This window comes from Afipia sp. DC4300-2b1 (assembly GCF_049895725.1).
GTDB lineage: Bacteria > Pseudomonadota > Alphaproteobacteria > Rhizobiales > Xanthobacteraceae > Afipia > Afipia broomeae.
This window is the reverse complement of the sequence record NZ_JAFCSX010000003.1, coordinates 89,291-104,264: the sequence shown is the minus strand read 5'-3', so window position 1 is coordinate 104,264 and position 14,974 is coordinate 89,291. Positions and strand designations below refer to the sequence as shown.

The following is a 14,974-nucleotide window of genomic DNA, read 5'->3' as shown; positions in this document are numbered from 1 at the left end:
GTGGTTCACAGTTGCGATGCGGCTGCCTAGCGTTCTCGAACTGCTCACTCGTTTAGCTTCAGAAGCGGTTTGCCTTTTTCAACGATGTAGGTGGCAAGCTCGACGGCCTTGACAGAACCGGCGTTCTTCGCCGAATGCGGTGTTCCGTACGGAATGAAGATCACTTCTCCGGCCTTGACGGTCAGCGGCGGCCTGCCGTCGAGCTTGTACTCGATGGCACCTTCGGTCACGTAGACCAATTCTTCACCGGGATGCGAGTGCCTGACGGCGCTCACGCCTGGAGCGAACTCAACGAGCACCTGAATGACCTCGCGTCCGGCAACACTGAGATCGTTGCGGAGCAGATTGGTGCGCTTGATGTCGCCCAGACTCACTTCGTCGGCTTGCGCCACAGGCAAGGTCGAGCCGGTGCCGATGAGCAATGCCGCAGCGGCGGCGATAGTGCGGAGTGTTTTCATTTGAGTCTCGTCCTCTTTCAGGTTGGAGTTTTGCTGCGATTCATATTTCTGGTTTAGTGTTGACGTAGCGGGCGAAACGCCGCGGCGACTTCCCGGGAGAAAAGTTCGGGCTGTTCCCAGGCTGCGAAGTGTCCACCCTTGTCGACCTCGTTGAAGTAGCTGAGGTTGCAATAAGCGCGGCGGGCCCAGCTTTCCGGAGCGCGATACACTTCGTCCGGGAAGACGGAGATCGCGACGGGAAGTGAGATTTCGGCTGTCTTCTGCGCGGCGGAGAGGATGACGCTTTGGCCGCTGGTTTCCCAATAGATGCGAGCCGAGGAAGTGGCGGTGTTCGTCAGCCAGTACAGCGTGACATCGTCAAGCATCTCGTCGCGGGTGAGCAGGCGCAGCGGCTCGGCGTTGTTGTAGTCGAGCATCCAGGCCGCAAGCCCCGCGGGGGAGTCAGTCAACGCGTAACCAATGGTTTGTGGCCGCGTGCCCATCATTGCGGCGTAGGCCCGGTACCTCTTGTAGAAGATGGTGAGTGCGTCGAACGCCGCACGTTCCTTCGACGAGAGATCCTGCGGAGCGGGAGCGCCGGTGGCGAGCAGCGCTGAGATTTCAGACGGCACAGCCGCCGGCAGGTTGATGTGAATACCGAGCAGCCCTGCGGGAGCCTGTCGCGCCATCGCGCTTGAGATTGGCGCGCCCCAGTCGCCGCCTTGGGCGACGTATCGGCTGTGACCGAGGCGATTCATAAGTTCAGCCCAAGCTCGTGCAATGCGCTCCGGGCCCCATCCCGTGCCTCTGGGCTGGCCGGAAAAGCCGAAGCCGGGGATCGACGGCAGGACAAGATGGAATGCGTCTTCTGCGCGTCCACCGTGGTTCGTCGGATCGGTCAGAGGGCCAACGGTCTTGAGCAGCTCGAATACTGAGCCCGGCCAGCCGTGCGTCATGATCAGCGGCAGGGCGTTTTCATGACGCGAGCGCACGTAAATGAAGTGGATGTCTATGCCGTCGATCGTCGTTGTAAACTGCGGCAAGGCGTTGAGCCTGGCTTCAGCTCTACGCCAGTCGTATCCCGCGGCCCAGTAGCGCATAAGTTCGCTGAACGTAGCGAGCTGCAGGCCTTGCGATCCGTCATCAACCGTCTCCCGGTCGGGCCAGCGTGTCGCCGCCACGCGTCGGCGAAGGTCAATTAGTGCCTCCGTTGGGACATCGATGCGAAATGGGCGAATTGCGTCATTCGGCTCAGCCTGAGCGCGGTGCAAAGGAAACAGGCCAGCGGTGCCCGCAATTGCGATGCCCATTACAGCGCTGCCCAGCAGTGCGCGACGATCCTGATTGATAACTTCGGAAGCCTGCGACCGGTGCATCTTGCTCTCCGTTGCCTGAGCGGCATCGACCAATCTGGTCGCACACCGCGTCTGGCTTGAATGTCGCCGGAGAACCGGAAAATTGCTCGTTAGGTGTTGTTAAGCGCTGTTACCGATTGCTTACATTGGAGAAAGTCGCTGTGCGCCACCACCTGCCGGCGAAGGGCAGGATCCACGACCGGGTGGGGTAGCGGAAATTGGGCATGGTCGAATGGGAGAATTCGCCCGGATCAGCGGTCTTCGAAGCTCCTTATTCCTCCAATACAGTCTTTACAGGCGGCAGGCCGTGCGGCTACTTCTCCACGCAGAGCCTTTTGGCGGCGAATGCGCCACAGTAAGCTTCGCCGGCCACAGCGATAAGGGTGAGCGCAGGTGACCGGGCTTGAAACAACGAACGGTTCTCGCGCGAGCCCCGAGAAGGCGCCGCACGATTCACATATCGCCTCCTTCGGGCCGTTCTCCCTTCACGACAAGGCGCGGCTGCTTGAACGGGATGGAGTGCCAGTCAAGCTGGGCAGCCGCGCGCTGGATATTCTGCGGCTGTTAGTCAGCCGTGCGGGCGATGTCGTATCGAAGAACGAGCTATTGGCCCACGCATGGCCGGGCCTTGTCGTCGAAGAGATCAATTTGCGCGTGCATATCGCCGAGGTCCGTAAGGCGCTCGGTGACGGCAAGGAGGGCGCGCGCTACGTCACGAACATTCCAAGCCGCGGTTATTGCTTCGTCGCACCGGTGCAGCGCATCGCAGACGCGCCTCCGGCGGCTTCACTTCCTGTTCAGGCCCCGGGCGTCCCTGAGATGCCTGCGCCTGTCCTGCCTCATCGCCTGGAGCGGATGATCGGACGGGATGACGTTGTGCGGGAAGTGTCGCAGCGGTTGCTGAGCGAACGCTTCATCACTCTTAGGGGGCCTGGTGGAATCGGCAAGACGACCGTTGCGATCGCGCTGGCCCACGAACTCTCGGCACAATTTGACGGTCAGGTTCGCTTTCTCGACTTCAGCATGGTTAGGGATGCGGCGCTTGTTGCTGGCACGATCGCGTGGGCCCTCGGGCTCGTGGTGCACCATTCTGATCCGACCGACAGCATCGTCGGTTACCTGCGCAACCGTCGCCTGCTGCTGGTGCTCGACAGTTGCGAGCATGTCGTCGAGGTCATCGCCGGGATTGCCGAGCGCATCCACCAGCAGGCGCCCGGAGTCAGCGTCCTGGTCACCAGCCGAGAGTCGCTGCTTGTGGAAGGCGAGCAGATTTTCGAGCTCGGCGCGCTTGAGGGGCCACCGCAGGGTGCAGGGCTGAGCGCAGTCGAGATGCTAGCCTATCCGGCTGCGCGCCTGTTCACGGAGCGAGCCGCCGCAGCGGGCCATCGCTCGGAAATTGCCGACGAGGATGCCGAGGTTCTTGCTGAAATATGCAGCAAGCTCGATGGCATTGCGCTGGCGATCGAACTCGCCGCCGTGCGGGTCGGCACGCATGGCTTGCGCGAGATGGTGACGTTGCTTGACGGCCGGCTTAAGCTGGAGTGGCGTGGCCGACGGACGGCGCCCCCGCGTCAACAAACCCTCGGTGCAACGCTCGACTGGAGCTATGGTCTGATCAGCGAGAGCGAGCGGATCGCTCTCCGTCGCCTAGCCATCTTCGCCGCTCCCTTCACGTTGCAGGGGGCGACCATGGTCGCAGGCGAGGATGATCGAGCCGAGCGTATCGTGGATTCGTTGGAGCAACTCGTCGCAAAGTCGCTGATTGCGGTGCGGCCTGACGGCGCTGTGACGCGCTATCGGCTTCTTGACACGACCAGGGCTTATGCGGCGCAAAAGCTTGCCGACAGCGGGGAAGCGACGAGCATCGCGCGTCGGCATGCCCATTACGTACAACACGCGCTGGAGATGACGGCAGCGGACGCAGGGGATGGCGACCAGGCTTCGCGTTCGCGGGCTCGGACGCTGCTGTTTTCGGACGCGCGTGCCGCGCTGAAGTGGGCTTTCGCCAATGACGAGGGTGCCGAACTGCGCGTGCCATTGGCCGGTGCCTGCGCCAGGCTTTTTGTCGAGCTCAATCTGCTGGACGAAGGACGCTTGTGGTCGAGCCGCGCGCTCACGATGCTCGATGATTCGACCCGCGGCAGCGCTTGGGAATTGGAGCTGCAGGCAACCCTCGGGCACGCTTTCATGTTTACCGAGCGTAACAGCGATCAAGCTGAAACGGCGCTGCGCCGCGGCCTCGAAATTGCGGAGGCATTGGGCGACCGTCCCAACAAATTCCGTTTGCTGGCACGATTGAACATGTTCTATCGGCGGACCGGTGACTTTCAGGAACTGCTGCCGATTGCGTTTGAAGCCGAACGTGTTGCGCGCGAGATCGGCGACAAGGCGGGTCTTGCAGGAGCGAAAGCGCTGGTCGGTGTTTCCTATCATTTGATGGGTGATCAGGCGGCCGCGCAATTCCATCTGGCGGAAGGCGTTTTGGGCTTAGGTGCGCTCCGCGGCGCACAGCCAGGTCATTTTGCGTACGCGCGAATGCCGCAGATTCCGCTCGCGCGCGTGTTGTGGCTGCGCGGGTTTCCCGATCAGGCGGTCGACTGTGTCCGCCCGCTCACTGGTGCTGCGACACCGCAGGACGCGGTGATGCACTGCATCGCTTTGAGCTGGTCTGCGTCGCTTTATGGCTGGGTTGGCGACTGGTCTTTGGTCGAACAAATGGCCGGTCGTCTTTCGACTCATGCTGCCAGCCACGCGCTGGCACCCTATCAGGCGGTAGCCACCGGCTTTCGCGCGCAGACGATGATCGCGCGCGGTGAACTTAAGGAGGGAATCGAAACGCTGCAGGCCGTGCTGCCACGGCTCCACGCGGATCGTTACGAGCTGTATGCCTCCGCTTTCATTTCCGACCTTTCACAGGGGTTGGCTGAATTGGGCCAACTGGCAGCGGGACTGCGCATCTTGCACGAGGCGATTGCCCGCATCGAGTCAGCCGGCGAAGCTTTTGACGGACCGGAGCTTCTGCGCCTGCGCGGTGAACTTGAGGCGCGCGGCGGAGACGTGAAGGCGGCGGAAGCAAGCTTTGCGGCCTCGATCGCGCTGGCTGAGAAGCAGGGCGCGCTGTCGTGGCGGCTGCGAACGGAAACTTCGCTGGCCCGCTTTCGACGCAAGCAACGCAAGGCGAAGCCGCTGGACGGACTGGCCGAGACTTACGCCCGCTTCACGGAAGGTTTCGAAACGGCTGATCTCCAGGCTGCCCGCGAAGTGCTGGACACGGTTTCAAAGTAGCCGCTGCTTCAGCCGAAGCGGAAGTCGGAAAGGTCGATCGACACCATCAACGTATCGAGCATCGGCTTCATGTCGTCAGCGCGCAGATAGGCCCTGCGCCGGGTAGGAATCCAGATGCCATCCACATTGACAGGGTCGGAGACGTACTGCGCCGCCGGGAAGCTGCCGGCAATATCCACGTGATAGTCGTGCCGGCGGATGAGCATGTCCTCGCCAAAATAAAAGTCCTGCTTAGAGCTGTGACTGACGATCTCCGCCAGAAAAGTGGCCCTTAAGCCGCGCCAGGTTTCCGCCCCCTCGCGCCAAGGCTCGATTTCCTCGACCTTGAAACCATCCATGGCGAGCAGGAACGGTGTGGTGAGGTAAGTCCAAAGCGCATATCCGTTGAAATAAGCGCGATGCAGCGGGTCCCAACTCGTCCGCAGGTCGTGCCGCGCAAATGAATGGCGGGGATTGAATCGTTCGGCGACCACGCTGCCGTCGGCCGCAAGAATGGCGATGCGATCGGATGTGAAGTCGGTATGCCTACCGCTTCCGAACGGCGCAACCGAGGCCCATTGCCGATGCAAATCGACCTGCATTGTTCGCGCGGTCGGATCTTGCGGGACGCCCTTGAGTGCCCAAAGGTCGCCGCCGCTGACGATGGTCGCCATGAGCGTGTGGTGAGATTTCCAGCGGTCCAGGCCCCCATGGGCCTCGATCGCGTCGGTGAGCAGAGGGATCATGTTGGGTCTTTCGACGTTCGCCCTGGTGGCCGCCAGACAATCGCGCAAAAGCCTCTAGTTGGCCCGTTAGGTGTTGTTAATCGCTGTTGGAGGGCCGAGAGAATAACAAAACTCTCTTGTCTCAATGCCTTGCTGGACGCCCACGCCCGAGCTTTCAGGTCGCGAGGACGAACCACCGGGCCGCATTGCCTGCGCGCAATTCCCGTCGCGGCGAGGTCGCGATGACAATGTCTAACAACGCTTAACGAGCCAACATCCCCGATCCGGTGCATATCGCTTCCAACGAGGCCGATGTCGTTCGCCCACGCCTCTGAGGGAGCAAGACCATGCACAAGGACGCCAACCAGACGCGCCGCGAGTTCTTTGGCGCTGCTGCTGCGCTCGCAACCGGCATTGGATTGACCGGCCCTGCAGCCGCGTACCTGAGCGTGGCCCGAGTTACAGATGCAACGACACGAGCACTGGTGACTAGTGCGTCTCTTGGGCATCTAAAGCAGATCAATGCCGGCCTTCTGAACGTCGGATATACCGAAAGCGGACCCGCTAGCGGGTCAGCCATCTTACTGCTGCACGGCTGGCCCTACGACATCGACAGCTTTGCAGAAGTCGTGCCTCGTCTGACCGCCCAAGGTTATCGCGTCATCGTGCCTTACCTGCGCGGCTACGGTACGACCCGGTTCGTGTCTAGCGAGACCTTTCGAAATGGTCAGCAATCGGCGCTTGCAGTTGACATCATCGCGATGATGGACGCGCTGAAGATCGAGAAGGCGGTCGTCGGGGGCTTCGACTGGGGCGCGCGCACGGCCAACATCATGGCTGCGCTCTGGCCACAGCGCGTCAGCGCGATGGTCTCCGTCAGCGGCTACCTGATCGGCAACCAGCAGGCCGGCAAGGCGCCGCTGCCGCCGAAGGCTGAGCTTGAGTGGTGGTATCAATACTATTTCGCCACCGAGCGCGGCCGCATCGGCTACGAAAAGAATCGACGTGAGTTCGCGAAGCTGATCTGGAAGCTCGCATCGCCGAAGTGGAATTTCGACGATGCCACCTTCGAGCGCAGTGCGCAGGCCTTCGACAATCCCGATCACGTCGCAATCGTGATTCACAATTATCGCTGGCGACTTGGATTGGCCAATGGCGAAGAAGCCTACGACGAGCTTGAGGCGCAACTAGCCGTGGGGCCAACCATCGGGGTGCCGACCGTCACCATGGAAAGCGACGCCAACGGCGCGCCCCATCCCGATCCCACCATCTACGCGAAGAAATTCACCGGCAGGTACGAGCACCGGCATATCTCCGGCGGCATCGGCCACAATCTTCCGCAGGAAGCGCCGAGCGCATTCGCGCAAGCCATTCTCGACGTCGCCGCGCAAGTGTGACAGCGGCGCCCGTATTCACCCAGCACACAACAGGAGAGAATCATGACAGTAACGATCAATCCTGCCAACGTCCGTTTGGCCGACATGAAGTTCGAAATCGCCGTCATCCCGGTCTCGGATGTTGCGCGCGCCAAAGAGTTCTACGCCGGCCTTGGCTGGCGGTTTGACGCAGAATTCACCAATGGCAGCGACTTCCACGTAATTCAGTTCACGCCGCCGGGCTCCGGCGCGTCAGTGATCTTCGGCAAGAACGTCACGCCGGCGAAGCCGGGCTCCTCCCAGGGCTTGTACTTGATTGTGTCCGACATCGAGGCCGCTCGGAAGGAGCTGCTTGCACGCGGCGTCAAGGTCAGTGAGGTCTTCCACGGTGGCGACAACGTCTACACCGGTACCGACGAGCCCTACCTGTTCGGAAGTGTCCGGGTGAGCGGCCTGGATCCGCAACGCCGTACCTACCACTCGTTCGCGTCGTTCAGCGATCCGGACGGCAATGGCTGGGTGCTGCAGGAAGTCACCAACCGTCTGCCTGGCCGGGTCGAGGGCGACACAACTTTCAAGTCGGTCTCCGACCTAGCGACGACGCTTCGCCGCGCGGCGTCAGCCCACGGCGAGCATGAGAAGCTGACCGGCGAGCACGACGTGAACTGGTCGGATTGGTACGCCGAGTACATCGTCAACGAGCAGGCCGGCAAGCAGCTGCCGAAGTAACCATCATCATGTGCGGTTCGCCATTGCCCGGCGAACCGCACTTCTTAAAAAGTCAGATGCGGAGGACACATGGGTAACCGAATCCTGATCTTCTACGGCTCCTATCGCTCCGATCGGACGGGTATCCGGCTTGCCGACTATGTTGTCGACCAGTTGCGCCAAAGAGGTGACGACGCCGAGCTGATCGACGCCAAGGCGATCAACCTTCCGATTCTCGACCGCATGTACAAGGAGTACCCAAAGGGCCAGGCGCCCGAGACGCTCGAGCAACTTGCGCAGAAGATCAAGGCGGCGGACGGGTTCATCTTCGTCACCGGCGAATACAACTGGGGCGTCCAGCCCGGACTAAAGAACCTCACTGACCACTTCCTCGAGGAGTGGTTCTGGCGGCCCGCCGCGATCGTCAGCTATTCGGCCGGTCGCCTGTCCGGAGCACGCGCCGCTGTCGCCTGGCACGGCACGCTGTCCGAAATGGGCATGGTGGTGATCTCGACCACGATCGCAGTTGGGCCGATTGGGCAGACCTTATCGGCCGAGGGTTTGCCGACCGGCGAGGGCGGCAAGGCGCTCGCTCAGTCCTTCCCACGCTTTGCCGATGACCTGACGTGGTGGGTCGAGGCCAGCAAGGCACAGAGGCAGCGCAAGCAACCACCGTATTAATCACAGGGAAGCCGTCCATCAAACACAACGGAGGAATTTATGAGCAGTCAACAGAAGGTCGTCATTGTCACAGGCGCAAGCCAAGGCATCGGCGCGGAGCTCATCAAGGCATTTCATGATCGCAACTACCGCGTGATCGCAAACTCGCGCTCGATCAAGCCGTCATCGGACGCGGACGTTTTGAATATCGCTGGTGACATTGCCATTCCGGCGACGGCGGATCGCATCGTTTCGGAGGGGCTCGCTCGCTTTGGCCGCATTGACACCCTTATCAACAATGCGGGTATTTTCATCTCTAAACCCTTCGTCGATTACACGGAGGAGGACTATACGGCCATCGTTGCGACCAATCTTGGTGGTTTTTTCCGTCTCACGAAGCGCGTGGCCGCCGAAATGTTGAAGCAAGGTTCAGGGCACATCGTGCAGATCACGACCTCCCTTGTCGATCATCCCAACAGCAGCGTGCCGGCAGGCCTTGCCGCAATGACCAAGGGTGGCCTCAATGCCGCAACGCGGTCGCTCGCAATTGAGTACGCCTCGCGCAAGATCAGGGTCAACGCTGTCTCGCCGGGTGTCATCAAGACGCCGATGCATGCGGCGGAAACGCACGAGTTCCTGTCGAAGCTGCATCCGGTCGGCAGGATGGGAGAGCCGCGGGACATCGTTGACGCCGTACTGTACCTGGAGAGCGCGCCCTTCGTCACGGGCGAGATTCTGCACGTCGACGGCGGTCAAAGCGCCGGTCATTAACGTACCTAAACCGGCAAAGCTCTCAGAGGACATTATCATGCCTATCGTGACAATACAGGTGACACGTGAGGGCACGCTCAGCGGATCCCAATCGCTTACTGCGACTGAAAAAGCCGCTCTGATCAAGGGCGCAAGTCAGCTGCTGCTCGATGTGCTCAACAAGCCTCCTGAAGCGACGTTCGTGGTCATCGACGAAATCGATCCAAGTAATTGGGGCTGGGGAGGGCTTCCTGTCCTGGAGTATCGCAAAAAGCTCGCAAGTGAGCATTGGCAACCGCACGAAGAGCCCGAACGGTAATGTTTATGGGGAGCTGGTCGATACCGTATTCGTCGAGCCAAATATTAAAATGCAAGAGGCGAACCGTTTCTGCATGGAGGGTCATCATGCAGTGCTGAAAACAGATCGCTGCTCGTGACCGCTGTGTGCGAGCCTGCTAGGGTAGAAAAATGCGGGATTTTAGCGAGTATCTGCGAGCCTACCTGGCTCATGTCCGGAAGCATGGCTGGATGAAGGCGTTGGGATTCGCCTTGCTCTGGGTGGCTGGCATGTTCCTTCCGGCCGGAGCACGAACCTTTGTTCAATTGCCGGATTGGCTTGCATTTTCGTGGATGTTTGGCTGGGCGATTGGCGGCTACATTCTCGCACCATACGGAATGTGGAAACAGCAGCGCGCCGCGGCTATCAACTCAGTTTCGCGGAATCGGAACTAGTCCGAACACCAGGTGCCGGGCTCAAACTACTCCTGCTCGGGCGGCTTCACTTCAGCACGTGGACCTGAACAAGAAACATCTTAACTGTATTTGCGCCGCGCTCGCAGTCGTGACCCGCTCTGACGAGCTGCCTCGCCACCAGCATGGAGCGGGCAATCAGCGCCGGAAGCATCTCTAAGTCGACTGACGAGCCCGGCATTTCCGGATGAAATGGACACGATCGGCTCGCTACCTAAGCAAACAAGTGGCAAGAAATGGACGCTTACTTCTGCTTCTCACTATTGGCTGTTAACGCTACTGAATTCCCTGATTCATCAATTACATTTCCCTGTTGGTCTACATAGGGAATTCTCAAAAAGTCGCTGCGGGGCAGGGACTTTTGGCCAATCAAGCCCTCTCTCAGGGGCCTAAATCGCAAAATTCCCTGTAAAATTCCCTGTTTGCAGGGAATTAGGGCCGAGACTGGCGCGATCACCACTGCGTCGCCAGCCAGCCAGTCCGGCTTTTGGAGAATACTATTTTTCTGAGGCAGAAATGCCCGCAAATGGCGGGCTTTTCATGCGTTACGAGTCTCTGTGGAGACTAATGTTCGTGCCAATTCTTCCAAATATTCCCGAAAGTCTCCATGTATCTGTTGAAGAATTCCCGTTTTCTCGAGATTCGCCTCAGAGACCGGAGAATAAAACCACTGTGTGATGACGGGGCAGTCTGTCTCGGACGTATTCAACAAAAAGGCGAGCAGCACGAGCGCGCGCTGAATGCGTTCGACAAGCGTCAGCTTGTTCTCTCCATCTGCAACCATGACACCGGCACGTTGTGTTGCTCCGGATATCAATGGGTGTCGCTGCGCTAAATGCGAGAGACTCTTGCCATCCAGCGCGAACTTTTCCATCGATTTTGATCGAGCTAATAGGATGCCTGATATCGCAGCCGATTTTCCATGCTGGACTTTTGGCAAGAATTTTGGTGGGCCGCGTGTGTTGCAGCCCGAGCTCTTTTAGTTTTTGCAATGAGTTGGGCGGGGTAGCACTACGAGCCGCAACTTTTGTGTTCAAAGGGAACTCAGAAGCCGTTCTTCTCTTGTTCACCGCTCGCGAGTCGTGCAGAATCGATGGATATCATTTCTTGGTTGTAAGCACTTTTGTTTTTGAATGATGCAGCATGGTTATTCGGCGTATTGCCACATTTCTTGGGCGGCGAGGTAAGAAGCGTCCCGCCACCACCCGCGAGTCCGGCCCGCCCCCTGCACCGAATGCGGCACCGATTGTGCCGCAGCGCGCCGGGCCGCCACTTATTATTTGGGAATCCGAGCTTCGCGCCATTGCGATTGAGACCGCCGCTTGGTCCATCGAAACCGGCGGAGACCTCTTTGGTCGCTGGCAAGGCACGCCCATCGTTTTCCTCGCCACGAAGGCCGGCCCCAACGCGCAACGAAGCAATGCGCATTTCCGACTTGATGTAGATTATCTGCGGAAGCTGAGTGGCCCCCTCGCGGAGGATTGGGCGCTTCGATACTTCGGCGACTGGCATTCGCATCACCGGCTCGGGCTCCTCGAACCGAGCTCAGGGGACCGCCGTCGCATTCGGCAGCTCGGGCAGCGAAACCAGTTTCCGGGAATGGTGGAGATAATCGTCACAACGGAGGGATCGGAAAACGCACCGATCATTCGTATCCATCCCTGGTTCTACGACCTGTCTTCCGCAGAGGGGCCAGTTGCCATGAACGTGACGGTTCTGGCTGGATGCAGTCCCATTCGCCAAGCACTTCTGACGCGCAATGCCTTCCCCGAACAGGAACTGAAAGCGTGGGAGCAGGTGTCGCTCGACCGGCTGCGCATTGGACGCGATGGCAATCCCCCAACCACCGACAAGGCACCTGAAATTGACGCCACCACGCGCGACCGAACACTTGCGCATTTAGCTGAAGCGCTGACGAACGCTAGCGGTGAGCCGATTGAACAACACAAGACCGCGTTCGGACAAATTCTCGTTGCGAAGCTGGTGCAGCAACAGCACCTCGCGTTCGCCATCGATGCCAAATGGCCGATGATTGTGCTGGAAGTTCACCAGATTAATCGAACCGACGGCACGACCGAAGTGCTCAGCACGCCCGACGGTCTTCTGGCCTCCGACATTGCGGGAGTGATCAGCGCGTTTCACGCCACTAAATTGCGTTCGGGGGTATGACCGATGTGGACACAAGGACAGCGTCAGCGCCTCGCAACAGAGCATCAAATTCTTCAGAACGAGGGGTTCACTCAGTTTTCTGTCTGGCATCATTCTGCGTCTGACACCTACACCGCCTCTGGCTTCGCGACCTCTAGCGCGGGAAAAAACTATCATCTTTGGATGCCGATCCCATCCGGCTTTCCTACGCAGCGCCCACCGCTTTACGTCATTAATCCGCACCCACTGCGTAAAGCGAACGGCACGTCAATTTCTACACTTGGGGTCTCGCATGCGATGCACACCTTGCAGCCGCACGACAATGGATACGTCCAGATTTGCCACTGGCGGGATGCTCGCTGGCACTCGGGAATCGTTTTGCAAAAGGTGTTCCTGAAAGGCCACCTTTGGATTGAAGCGTACGAGCAGCATCTCGCTACTGGGCGCGACTTGGCCGATTTCGTTCGCACGATGGCGGAGAATGCATGACAACCAACCCTGTCCAAAGCCAGATGATCCGCGAAGCGATGCAAGCCATCGCCGAGCGCAAACCGGGCAAATCAAAGCTCGTCTACGACAAGACGAAGCGAACGATCGTCGCCGTCGCCGAGGGCGCACAGACACCGAAAGCGCTGAACATTACGGCTGACGATGCCGACATGTTCGCTGTTGTAACTCTGTCGGCCGAATGGCTTCGCAGCCATTGGTCTGCGTTAAAGAAAACCGGCCGGTTGCGCATTTCGTTCAGTTCTTGGGACGGCGGTGATGCGTTGACCCAATCGGAGCTGTGTGTGCAGCCAAGCTCCAGCCGCGTCGAGGGGTGGCTCCAGATCACCGGACAGCCCAGTTCTGAGGTCAACATCACCCTCTCGCCTGTCGATGCCGGTGCGTCGCAGCGAGCGGCGTTTGTAGCGCCCGACGGGACAGCCTATCGCGCGAAAGCCGCCTCACAAAATGGACAACCGCTCGACGTTGAGTTTGCCGACGTGGAACCGCAGCTGGATTTGCGTCGCGCCGGCATCCTTGAAACGGCTGTACTCAAGGACAAAACGGCGCTTTGCATTGGACTCGGAACCGGAGGCGCATTCGTCGCGGTCGAGCTCGCGAAGTGTGGGGTCGGGCGTTTCGTGCTCGTGGATCGCGATCGGCTTTCGGTCGGCAATGTGGTGCGACACCCCGGTGGCATCTCTCACGTTGGGCGTTCGAAGGTAAACGTCCTGCGCGATCTTATCTTGGAGAAGAACCCGAAGGCGGAAGTCGAGAGTCATGCCATTGCGGTTGGATTCGATACGCGAGATGCAATCGCGCAGATGGTGAAAGGCGCTGATGTCGTGATTTGCGGCACCGACAATCGCCAAAGCAAGCTTTTAATCAACGAGCTGTGCGTCGATGCCGACATCCCTGCTGTGTACGGCGGCGCATTTCGCCGCGCGTATGGCGGGCAGGTTCTGCGCGTTAGGCCGAAGCAATCCCCCTGCCAGCAATGCTTTGTTTCAGCTCTGCCCGATGAGGCTGCCGACGTAGAGATTTCGACAGAGGCTGACGCAGGGGAGATCGCCTATTCGGATCAGCCGGTTGCCGTCGAGCCGGGCTTGTCGCTCGATGTCCTGCCAATAGCTAATTTACTTGCCAAACTCGCGCTGCTTGAGTTGCTGGCCGATAAGTCTTCCACGCTAAACGCACTGCGCCGAGATTTCGACGCGCCTTGGTATCTCTGGCTCAATCGGCCCGAGCCGGGTACCCAATACGCCACCATGCCGCCGCTCAGCGAAAGCAGCGACGAGATGACCATCAACCGCTGGTACGGCGTTTATTTCGATCGCGATGATTCCTGCCCAGTATGTGGTGACTTCCTTGCCGGAATTGCGGCTTCATACGGGCTTGATCCAGCGAAGTTGCCAGCACTCCCGGAAGGGAGCTGACAGCGTGGAGCTTAATGGCAGTTTCAGCACCTATCTTAGCTCAATTGAGCCAGACGAGGACGCGGTCTCGAAGGCCAAGTCTGCCCATGAGAAAGTTCGCGAAAAGCTCAAGAGCGACGACGAAGCAAAGGACGCGCATAAGGACACGTTCTTATCGGGCTCGTACGCGCGGCATACCGCGATCCACAACATCAACGACGTCGACGTGATATGCTTGGTCGACATTGACCACACCATCACCGAGCCGGAGGTGGTATTGAGTTGGTTGAAGGGCGTGCTTTCAAAATACTACAGTGAAACGCGGCTCCAGGGGCGTTCGATCGGGGCAAGCGCAGCCAAGGGTGTGTGGCTTGACATTGTTCCGGGCACACCGATGTCTGCCGATGATGGCCCTCTCTGGATTCCGGATCGCGACGCAAAGGAGTGGGTGCAGGCCCATCCTAAGGGCCAGCTCGCTGCGTCAACGAGCAGGAACAAAGCGACAGACGGCTACTACGTTCCGACGGCTAAATTGCTCAAGTCATGGCGCGACCGGCTGCCGACCGAGAAGTCGAAGCCGAGGTCATACATTCTGGAAACGCTGATCCATCAGGCCATAGGAAATCCGATTTCCTATGCTTGTGCTGTCGTGAACGTGCTTGAAGGCATCCACAATAGTTACAGCTGGTACCGCGGAACGAATATGGTGCCCCAAATGCCCGATCCGGGCTATCCGTCGGTCAACGTGGCAAAGCGATGGTCGAGCGGTGACTTCGACGCGTTTCTCGACCAAGTGAAGTCGGCTGCTCAAACAGCTCGCCAAGCCCTTGACGCGATCGATGAGGCGGAAAGCAAGAAGCTCTGGCGTAAGCTGTTTGGCTCTACTTTCGGGCAATAGGT

At 59.4% G+C, this 14,974-nt stretch carries 15 protein-coding genes; 11 read left to right on the top strand and 4 right to left on the bottom strand.

The annotated features are described in order from the left end of the window. Nucleotides 1-44: 44 nt before the first annotated feature. Together ACP7AL_RS12870 and ACP7AL_RS12865 are read right to left on the bottom strand one after the other, a co-directional pair. Nucleotides 45-458, bottom strand: a complete 414-nt coding sequence (locus ACP7AL_RS12870; protein ID WP_425991844.1) for a cupin domain-containing protein — start codon at nucleotides 456-458, stop codon at nucleotides 45-47. 53 nt (nucleotides 459-511) lie between these two features. Beyond that, complete coding sequence (locus ACP7AL_RS12865; protein ID WP_425991842.1) at nucleotides 512-1,813, bottom strand: epoxide hydrolase family protein; 1,302 nt, start codon at nucleotides 1,811-1,813, stop codon at nucleotides 512-514. Nucleotides 1,814-2,185: 372 nt separating this feature from the next. On the opposite strand from ACP7AL_RS12865, the gene ACP7AL_RS12860 reads away from it, so the two are divergent. Beyond that, on the top strand, nucleotides 2,186-5,077 hold the full coding sequence (locus tag ACP7AL_RS12860) for an ATP-binding protein (RefSeq protein ID WP_425991840.1): 2,892 nt from the start codon (nucleotides 2,186-2,188) through the stop codon (nucleotides 5,075-5,077). An 8-nt stretch (nucleotides 5,078-5,085) separates the two neighbouring features. On the opposite strand, the gene ACP7AL_RS12855 is transcribed toward ACP7AL_RS12860, so the two are convergent. After that, nucleotides 5,086-5,802 carry a hypothetical protein gene (locus ACP7AL_RS12855; protein WP_425991838.1) on the bottom strand — a complete coding sequence of 239 codons (717 nt, stop codon included), beginning with the start codon at nucleotides 5,800-5,802 and terminating at the stop codon, nucleotides 5,086-5,088. 326 nt (nucleotides 5,803-6,128) lie between these two features. Between ACP7AL_RS12855 and ACP7AL_RS12850 the strand changes: the two genes are divergently transcribed. The 6 genes from ACP7AL_RS12850 (at nucleotide 6,129) to ACP7AL_RS12825 (ending at nucleotide 10,007) form a co-directional block, all read left to right on the top strand. Further along, nucleotides 6,129-7,178, top strand: a complete 1,050-nt coding sequence (locus ACP7AL_RS12850) for an alpha/beta fold hydrolase (protein ID WP_425991836.1) — start codon at nucleotides 6,129-6,131, stop codon at nucleotides 7,176-7,178. 42 nt (nucleotides 7,179-7,220) lie between these two features. Next, complete coding sequence (locus ACP7AL_RS12845) at nucleotides 7,221-7,886, top strand: VOC family protein (protein ID WP_425991834.1); 666 nt, start codon at nucleotides 7,221-7,223, stop codon at nucleotides 7,884-7,886. Between the two features lie 69 nt (nucleotides 7,887-7,955). Continuing rightward, nucleotides 7,956-8,546 carry an NADPH-dependent FMN reductase gene (locus tag ACP7AL_RS12840; protein WP_425991832.1) on the top strand — a complete coding sequence of 197 codons (591 nt, stop codon included), beginning with the start codon at nucleotides 7,956-7,958 and terminating at the stop codon, nucleotides 8,544-8,546. A 39-nt stretch (nucleotides 8,547-8,585) separates the two neighbouring features. Next, complete coding sequence (locus tag ACP7AL_RS12835) at nucleotides 8,586-9,296, top strand: SDR family NAD(P)-dependent oxidoreductase (protein ID WP_425991830.1); 711 nt, start codon at nucleotides 8,586-8,588, stop codon at nucleotides 9,294-9,296. Nucleotides 9,297-9,333: 37 nt separating this feature from the next. Next, a complete protein-coding gene (locus ACP7AL_RS12830) occupies nucleotides 9,334-9,594 on the top strand; it encodes a tautomerase family protein (protein WP_425991828.1) in 261 nt (86 codons plus the stop codon). Nucleotides 9,595-9,743: 149 nt separating this feature from the next. Continuing rightward, complete coding sequence (locus ACP7AL_RS12825; protein ID WP_425991826.1) at nucleotides 9,744-10,007, top strand: hypothetical protein; 264 nt, start codon at nucleotides 9,744-9,746, stop codon at nucleotides 10,005-10,007. 556 nt (nucleotides 10,008-10,563) lie between these two features. On the opposite strand, the gene ACP7AL_RS12820 is transcribed toward ACP7AL_RS12825, so the two are convergent. Further along, nucleotides 10,564-10,899 (bottom strand): hypothetical protein, encoded by a 336-nt coding sequence (locus ACP7AL_RS12820; RefSeq protein ID WP_425991824.1) that lies wholly within the window; start codon nucleotides 10,897-10,899, stop codon nucleotides 10,564-10,566. A gap of 269 nt (nucleotides 10,900-11,168) precedes the next feature. Here ACP7AL_RS12820 and ACP7AL_RS12815 point away from each other — a divergent pair, with 269 nt between their 5' ends. From ACP7AL_RS12815 to ACP7AL_RS12800, 4 genes are read left to right on the top strand one after another with little or no spacing between them, the layout of a single operon-like run. After that, the gene (locus ACP7AL_RS12815) at nucleotides 11,169-12,194 is read left to right on the top strand and encodes a hypothetical protein (RefSeq protein WP_425991822.1); all 1,026 of its coding nucleotides are present in this window, start codon (nucleotides 11,169-11,171) and stop codon (nucleotides 12,192-12,194) included. A gap of 3 nt (nucleotides 12,195-12,197) precedes the next feature. Further along, nucleotides 12,198-12,662: a hypothetical protein gene (locus ACP7AL_RS12810; RefSeq protein WP_425991820.1), complete on the top strand. Its 465-nt coding sequence runs from the start codon at nucleotides 12,198-12,200 to the stop codon at nucleotides 12,660-12,662. Next, nucleotides 12,659-14,095: a HesA/MoeB/ThiF family protein gene (locus tag ACP7AL_RS12805; RefSeq protein WP_425991818.1), complete on the top strand. Its 1,437-nt coding sequence runs from the start codon at nucleotides 12,659-12,661 to the stop codon at nucleotides 14,093-14,095. The genes ACP7AL_RS12810 and ACP7AL_RS12805 overlap by 4 nt, the downstream gene beginning before the upstream one ends. A 4-nt stretch (nucleotides 14,096-14,099) precedes the next feature. Further along, on the top strand, nucleotides 14,100-14,972 hold the full coding sequence (locus ACP7AL_RS12800) for an SMODS domain-containing nucleotidyltransferase (protein WP_425991816.1): 873 nt from the start codon (nucleotides 14,100-14,102) through the stop codon (nucleotides 14,970-14,972). Nucleotides 14,973-14,974 lie beyond the last annotated feature (2 nt).

Excerpts from the sequence above, each read along its gene's own strand:
- ACP7AL_RS12870 (WP_425991844.1), bottom strand. The coding sequence starts at position 458 with ATGAAAACACTCCGCACTATCGCCGCCGCTGCGGCATTGCTCATCGGC.
- ACP7AL_RS12865 (WP_425991842.1), bottom strand. The coding sequence starts at position 1,813 with ATGCACCGGTCGCAGGCTTCCGAAGTTATCAATCAGGATCGTCGCGCA.
- ACP7AL_RS12855 (WP_425991838.1), bottom strand. The coding sequence starts at position 5,802 with ATGATCCCTCTGCTCACCGACGCGATCGAGGCCCATGGGGGCCTGGAC.
- ACP7AL_RS12850 (WP_425991836.1), top strand. The coding sequence starts at position 6,129 with ATGCACAAGGACGCCAACCAGACGCGCCGCGAGTTCTTTGGCGCTGCT.
- ACP7AL_RS12845 (WP_425991834.1), top strand. The coding sequence starts at position 7,221 with ATGACAGTAACGATCAATCCTGCCAACGTCCGTTTGGCCGACATGAAG.
- ACP7AL_RS12840 (WP_425991832.1), top strand. The coding sequence starts at position 7,956 with ATGGGTAACCGAATCCTGATCTTCTACGGCTCCTATCGCTCCGATCGG.
- ACP7AL_RS12835 (WP_425991830.1), top strand. The coding sequence starts at position 8,586 with ATGAGCAGTCAACAGAAGGTCGTCATTGTCACAGGCGCAAGCCAAGGC.
- ACP7AL_RS12830 (WP_425991828.1), top strand. The coding sequence starts at position 9,334 with ATGCCTATCGTGACAATACAGGTGACACGTGAGGGCACGCTCAGCGGA.
- ACP7AL_RS12825 (WP_425991826.1), top strand. The coding sequence starts at position 9,744 with ATGCGGGATTTTAGCGAGTATCTGCGAGCCTACCTGGCTCATGTCCGG.
- ACP7AL_RS12820 (WP_425991824.1), bottom strand. The coding sequence starts at position 10,899 with ATGGAAAAGTTCGCGCTGGATGGCAAGAGTCTCTCGCATTTAGCGCAG.
- ACP7AL_RS12815 (WP_425991822.1), top strand. The coding sequence starts at position 11,169 with ATGGTTATTCGGCGTATTGCCACATTTCTTGGGCGGCGAGGTAAGAAG.
- ACP7AL_RS12810 (WP_425991820.1), top strand. The coding sequence starts at position 12,198 with ATGTGGACACAAGGACAGCGTCAGCGCCTCGCAACAGAGCATCAAATT.
- ACP7AL_RS12805 (WP_425991818.1), top strand. The coding sequence starts at position 12,659 with ATGACAACCAACCCTGTCCAAAGCCAGATGATCCGCGAAGCGATGCAA.